General features: G+C 33.0%; 8 protein-coding genes and 1 tRNA gene. 7 read left to right on the forward strand and 2 right to left on the reverse strand.

The window, feature by feature from the left end; genetic code table 11:
* The first annotated feature begins 128 nt into the window (after positions 1-128).
* From AABL81_RS08115 to AABL81_RS08140, 6 genes are all read left to right on the forward strand, one after another.
* A complete protein-coding gene (locus AABL81_RS08115) occupies positions 129-578 on the forward strand; it encodes a DUF7832 domain-containing protein (protein ID WP_158210570.1) in 450 nt (149 codons plus the stop codon).
* 18 nt (positions 579-596) lie between these two features.
* The gene (locus AABL81_RS08120; RefSeq protein ID WP_158210571.1) at positions 597-1199 is read left to right on the forward strand and encodes a rhomboid family intramembrane serine protease; all 603 of its coding nucleotides are present in this window, start codon (positions 597-599) and stop codon (positions 1197-1199) included.
* Positions 1200-1272: 73 nt separating this feature from the next.
* Positions 1273-2028, forward strand: coding sequence for a YegJ family protein (locus AABL81_RS08125; RefSeq protein WP_410505276.1), 756 nt, complete (start codon positions 1273-1275; stop codon positions 2026-2028).
* A 185-nt stretch (positions 2029-2213) separates the two neighbouring features.
* On the forward strand, positions 2214-3080 hold the full coding sequence (locus tag AABL81_RS08130) for a hypothetical protein (protein ID WP_158210572.1): 867 nt from the start codon (positions 2214-2216) through the stop codon (positions 3078-3080).
* Positions 3081-3197: 117 nt separating this feature from the next.
* Positions 3198-3743, forward strand: a complete 546-nt coding sequence (locus tag AABL81_RS08135; RefSeq protein WP_341340781.1) for a hypothetical protein — start codon at positions 3198-3200, stop codon at positions 3741-3743.
* Positions 3744-3774: 31 nt separating this feature from the next.
* Positions 3775-4263, forward strand: coding sequence for a GNAT family N-acetyltransferase (locus tag AABL81_RS08140; protein ID WP_341340782.1), 489 nt, complete (start codon positions 3775-3777; stop codon positions 4261-4263).
* A gap of 66 nt (positions 4264-4329) precedes the next feature.
* Here AABL81_RS08140 and AABL81_RS08145 read toward each other — a convergent pair.
* Positions 4330-4403: transfer RNA gene (locus AABL81_RS08145), tRNA-Arg, on the reverse strand.
* Between the two features lie 691 nt (positions 4404-5094).
* Between AABL81_RS08145 and AABL81_RS08150 the strand changes: the two genes are divergently transcribed.
* A complete protein-coding gene (locus AABL81_RS08150; RefSeq protein ID WP_341340783.1) occupies positions 5095-5769 on the forward strand; it encodes a carboxylesterase family protein in 675 nt (224 codons plus the stop codon).
* 39 nt (positions 5770-5808) lie between these two features.
* Here the strand turns inward: AABL81_RS08150 and AABL81_RS08155 are convergent, their stop codons facing one another.
* Complete coding sequence (locus tag AABL81_RS08155; RefSeq protein ID WP_341340784.1) at positions 5809-6225, reverse strand: hypothetical protein; 417 nt, start codon at positions 6223-6225, stop codon at positions 5809-5811.
* Positions 6226-6295 lie beyond the last annotated feature (70 nt).

Below are 6295 nucleotides of genomic sequence, written 5' to 3' on the forward strand. Positions count from 1 at the left end.
CGCCTTTGCTTAAGGGGAGTATAGCATTAACATAAATGTTTTTAATTAGTGTTTTTTAGCATTAGAATTATTTTTTATTCTGCTTATTTGTTTTTTTATCTATTTTTATAAAAAATAATAAACAAAAGATGAATAAATACGATGATTATGCTTGGCATTATGAGGGAGATTTTCCAGTAGATTTGGCACACGAGCAAGGGGCTACGCATATAGGTTTTTTCTTTTCGTGGTGTTTGTCAAAGGATCTTGTAGATCCCTCTGTTATCAATGAGTTTGCGGAAGATATTAATGCCGTTAAGAAAAAGAGGTATTCGGGAACTGAGTTTTTGTTAGACCACTATCAAGGAAGGTTGTTATCAACGCAATTAACAGAAGAAGGAAATGCTTTTGTGAAAGATTACTACGATGAAGATAGTCGATTTTCAAAAGAAGTAGCCAATTATTTTGACGATTATATTCAAGCTCATCACATAGGGCATCCTGATCAATTCTATCACGTAGAAGATACGTGGGAGAATTATTACGAAATAAAAGAGATCATAAATCACCGTTATGAGCAATGGAAGAGTTTTGTGTGATGTTAATCTTTAATAATAATGGAAACGAAAAGACATATAAATAAACAGGCTATTGTGGTTCCACTTGTGTTAGTTGGGGTGATGTGGCTTGTCTTTATATTACAACAAATAGGTGTGTTTCAACAATGTTATGGGGTAATTCCTTGGAAACTGCAAGGATTAAAGGGGATTGTCTTATCACCTTTATTTCACGGAAGCTGGGATCACTTGATTAGCAATACGGTTCCCTTTCTTTTTTTGAGTTTCTTAGCCATACAGTTTTACAATAAAATAGCCTATAAAGTGTTTATCATAGGTTGGCTAATGGCAGGCTTGGGTGTGTGGTTATTTCCAGACATCGACAGTTTAAGTACAGGAGTTCGCTCGTGTCATATAGGAGCCAGTGGCGTTATTTATATGTTGCTGTGTTTTCTATTTATAAGTGGCATATTAAGCAAGAAGTTTTTATTGTTATTGTTGTCTGTAGGGATAGGAGTGCTGTATTGGGGATTGATATATGGTGTTTTTCCAAACGAACAATTAGGCAGTAATGTTTCTTGGCAAGGGCACTTAATGGGGAGTTTAGCAGGAGGATACTTAGCTTGGCAATTTAACAAACACAATTTTAGACAAGCGAGATAAATTACAAAGAAGTTCGCTGCTGTTAGGATTGGTAACTTACAATTTTTAGATTTGTAATCTTAATATAAAGATAATGGGAGAAAATAAAATTTATTTCGCAGAAGGAGATCATCCAAAAATGGTTGAAGCTTATAAAAAAGCACAAGAAACATTCAAATATTTTTGGAGAGAGTTGTCTTGGGAATATAGAAGAGTAGTTCCAGGTTTAGACATGGCAAGCGTTAAAGTAGCATTCACACAAGAAGTGGAAGGACAAGATGAGCCAGTTGTAGAACATATGTGGATAGGTAATCTTGACTTTGATGGAAAGGTTATTTACGGGGAATTATTAAACGAACCAAATGAGATTACTGAGTTAGTAGAAGGTGATCAAGTAGGGGTAACTTTAGATCAAATTAGCGATTGGATGTTTATTTCTCAAGGGAAATCTTATGGAGGTTTCACTGTTCAAGCGTTGCGTTCAGAAATGACTGACGAAGAGCGCGCTGAGCACGATGCTGCTTGGGGACTTGACTTTGGTGATTTTAATGAAGTTACAATTGTAATTGATCAACAAGAAAGTCCTGAGAACTTAGTAGAGCACCCAATGAGTAAGAATATGAAAGAAAACTTAGGAGACTTTTTAACTAAGAATCCTGAAGAAGTTAGTCGTCTTGACGAAGCTGGTTTTACTTTCTTACAAAAAGAGGTGATTGCTGGAAACTTGACAAGTGTTGAGGTTCTTTTAGCACACGGAGCTGATAAGAATGCAGTAAATAACGAAGGAAAAACAGCGTTAGATTATGCTAAAGAAATGAACTGGGAACACATTATTCCTGTTTTAGCTTAATTAATTGCTTAGACAATATGAAAGCGTCTTTGAGTATCATACTCAAAGACGCTTTTTTTGTTATTAATAGGAATTTGATGTTTATAATAAGTAAATAAAGCAATATATTTACTTAAAATTAAATTTATATCAGTAAATGATGTGAGTTTGATGTAGAAGTGTATTTGTAAATTAACAAACATAAGATGAATATTGTTTATTTAGTTTTTGGAGAAAGTATTGTAAATTATCAACAAGTGTGTTTTTCTATTTACACAACATTAAATAAAAAGAGTAATAATGATAAAGTAATTATTATTACAGAAGACACTACGTTTTTTGAACATTTAGGAGATAAAGTTGAGGTTATACTTGTTTCAAAACAAACATTTAAGGAATGGGCATCGGCATACGATTGTTATTTTCGTATTAAGATAAAAGCTTTGCAGTTATTGGCTCAAAAATATCCAACTGATCATATATTGTTTATGGATGGAGATACTTTTGTTTACAATGATTTTTCTTCTATTAAAACAGGAATGGACAATGGAGAAAATTTTATGCATTTGAATGAAGGGAGATTAAGTGAACTGCCGACTAAAACTGAAAAAAAAATGTGGTCTTCTTTGCAAGGTAAAACTTTTGAAGGAGTTGTAATTGATAAGGAGACTTGTATGTGGAATTCTGGTTTAATTGGGATTTCTTCTAAGAACTTGGGGTATATTGATGTTTGTTTAGAGGTAAATGACAGAATGTGTGAAACAGATGTAATTAGGAAACTTGTGGAGCAGTTGGCATTTAGCGTTGCCTTAAGTAAACAAGGAGCTATAAAGCCAGGAGATCATATAGTAGGACATTATTGGGGAAATAAAGAGGAATGGAGTGCTATTATTAGTGATTTTATGATGAGAGCATTTATGAAAAAATGGACGATAGATCAAGTATTGGATGCAGTAAAAGAAATGAAAATAAAGGATTTTCCTATTTGGGTAAGACGTTCTAATACGCAACGAAAACTGAAGAATGTAATAGATAATTTTTACAAAGATAAGAGAGCTGTTTTTGTAAAGTAATATATAAAAACCCTCTATAGACAACTGTTTGTAGAGGGATTTTTGTTTAAAAGTGTTTTCTGATAAGTATAGTAAGGTTAGTTTTATCTATTTTTACAACAGTTAAATAGCATAAATATGACAACAGAAGCATTGTATAAATCTGTATTAGAGACAACTGTACACGTGGCAAGTCGTGAGCGTACTTTGCTTATAATAGGTAATTCAAAAGAGGTTGTTTCTTTTTTGATAGATTATAGTTTTCAAGTCGATGACCCTATACATATTAATGCTTGTTTGTTGTTACAAGAAATTGTGTCCGTTGATATTGTAAAAATACTTCCCCACTTAACTTACTTTTTAGAGCACTTAGACAAGGTAACTAATGAGTCCAGTAAGCGATTACTCAGCAGGCTAAGTTATCTATTAGTAAAGAGTAAAAAAGTAGGATTGACAGATTTACAAGAGAAGCGCTTGGTAGATATAGCACTGCTGTGGTTGGTCTCTAATTCAAAAGTAGCTACAGAATCGTTTGCTATGGACATCTTGTTGTTGCTTAGCACCAAATACAAGGAGGAGGTTCACTTGGCGTCTGAAATAATTGAAGGAAACTATTCAACTAAATCTGTAGCATATCAAAACAAGGCTAAGAAGTTTTTAAAACACGCAATGACACTTGCTTAACCACATTATGTATCATAGTAAAAAATAGAGTATGATTGGAGAATATATGACATCAGTAAATTCAGATTATCGTTTGCGCTTGATTGAGGAGGGAGAAGCCTATCCGTTTAATTTGCTATTGTTAGCAGATGAAACGATGGATGCAATTAATCAATACGTTGATGATTCAGATGTTTTCATTTTAGAAGAAGGAGAAGCACAATTAGCGGTGTTTTGTTTATATCCGATTGATGCAAGTACACTTGAACTTAAAAATATTGCTGTAGCCGAATCTTTTCAAGGAAAAGGTCTTGGTGGATTATTAATACAGGAAATTGTGGCTATTAGCAAGAAAAGAGGGTATTCTCGCTTAATCGTTGGTACAGCTGATTGTGGTATAGATCAAATACGCTTTTATGAACGCAATGGTTTTAAGAAATATGGTGTGAAAGAGAACTTCTTTCTTGACAATTATGCCGCCCCAATTATTGAAAATGGCATACAATTGAAAGATATGGTTATGTTAGAGCAACTGCTGTAATTACGATATAAAATAGGAAAGTATTAGAAACAAAAAAGCCCTTGAAATAATCAAGGGCTTTTTTTGTGATCCAATCAGGATTCGAACCTGAGACCTACTGCTTAGAAGGCAGTTGCTCTATCCAGCTGAGCTATTGGACCGTCCTTAAATCTCGAAGATTTAATTGTTTTGTCTTGTAATGTTGAGCACTATTGTTCTCTCATTTTGACAGTGCAAATATAGGTCTTTTTATTTATTCCTCGCAAGAAAAAAGTAATGTTTTTTTAATAAAAAAAACAAGTGTTTGATAGGTAGTTCTTTAGGTAAGTAAATTTTTACTGATTAAAATGTAAACTACCCTTGAGATAGCGATATTATTAGGAAAATGGGAGATGTGACAATTGAGATGAGTGTAAAAAAGTTGTAAAAAAAGACATATTGTCTTTCTCTTTTTAGTCATTTGCTGTTCAAGTTTGCTGTTTTTTATTGGAAGAGGGTATGTTTTTAGAGATAAATTCTTCTTACAAGCATAAATTTGATGAGTAAATTCTTCTGTTTTTAGAGATGGAGTGTTGAGATTAATTAGGAGGGAAGCATATATTAGTTGATTGTGTAGTTTAATGAGATAATTAAATTTAATAAGATATTACACTGTTTATGGCATTGTAAAGAAAGTAATACAATGAATAAGGAAAACGAAGAAATGAAGCGTTTAGCTTGTTCTTTTTTTTGAATATGTAAGTAAGTGTAGTTGAATGAAATAAAAGGAGACTGGTTTTAAAAATCACTATTTGTGAAGAATTGAGTTGTTGAAATTCAATTATACCAATTATATTTACCTTTAAAAAAGGTATGAAATTTATTATTGCATTCATTTGTCTGTTATCAATAACAGCATTTGCTCAACCCAAAGCTGTTGTAGACAAGACAGCGTATCAGTTTTGGTTAAACGAACCAAGAGAGGTTCAAGAAAAGAATCCACTAATCATTTCTTTACACGGTAGAAGTTTGTCTGGTACAAACATTGAAAGAGTAAAACGATATGGTGCGTTAAAGGGCATTGAAAAAGGACTTGATATTCCGGCTTATTTAGTTGCGCCACAATTGCCATCAGGACCGTGGAATGCAGATAAGATTGATGAGATTGTAAGCTATATGATTGCAAATTACAATATAGATGAAAGTCGCATTTACGTTACAGGAATGAGTTTGGGAGGATATGGAACAATGAAGTATGCGAGTAAATACCCTAATCGTATTGCAGCGGCTATTGCTATTTGTGGAGGAGGGGAAGAAAGAGAAGCCTGTGCTTTAACGTCAATTCCGATTAAATTGATTCACGGAGATAAAGATTTCATTGTGCCATTGAGAGAGTCAAAGAAAATAATGGCAGCAATTCAAAATTGTGATAAAGCAGCACCAGTAGAGTTGCAAGTTGTCAAAGGAGGAACACACGGAAGTGTAGAGGATTTATATCGACACATAGATTTATATAATTGGTTGCTACAACATAGCAAAGGAGAGTAAACGAAAAGAGTTAGCAACTGCTAACTCTTTTTTTATGCTTTAAAATATTTTGTTGTATACTATAATTAAGGAAGTAATGATACCAAAGTAGGCAAATATACCAATGATGCTATAGTATATGATGTAATTGTTGGTTGGTTTTTGGGTAACTTCAACAGAAGAAAAGAAGTTGTTTAAACGACTGAAATATTTCTTTTTTGCAATGACATAGGCTGTGTAGGTAAGAGTTAGTAATGTTATCTTGCCAATCACGTTTTTAGTGTTGTGGTTTATGCCAATAGTTTTTAAAATATAAATAAGTATAATTAGTGTAGTAACACTTAAAGCGATGAACAAGAGGTTGAAGATAATTTCAGTAGATGCTTTCCTCGCTTGTACTTCATCTTCTTGATAAGAAGAGTAGAAGTAATAGTTTAAGTATTGACTATACAGCTTTTGTAATAATTGCTTATTCATTTAGTTTATGGGTATAAAAAAAGGAACCACTAAATAGTGATTCCTTTTTGTCGGGGTGGCAGGATTCGAA

Source organism: Myroides sp. C1519, from assembly GCF_038039755.1.
In the GTDB taxonomy this organism is placed as follows: domain Bacteria; phylum Bacteroidota; class Bacteroidia; order Flavobacteriales; family Flavobacteriaceae; genus Flavobacterium; species Flavobacterium phaeum_A.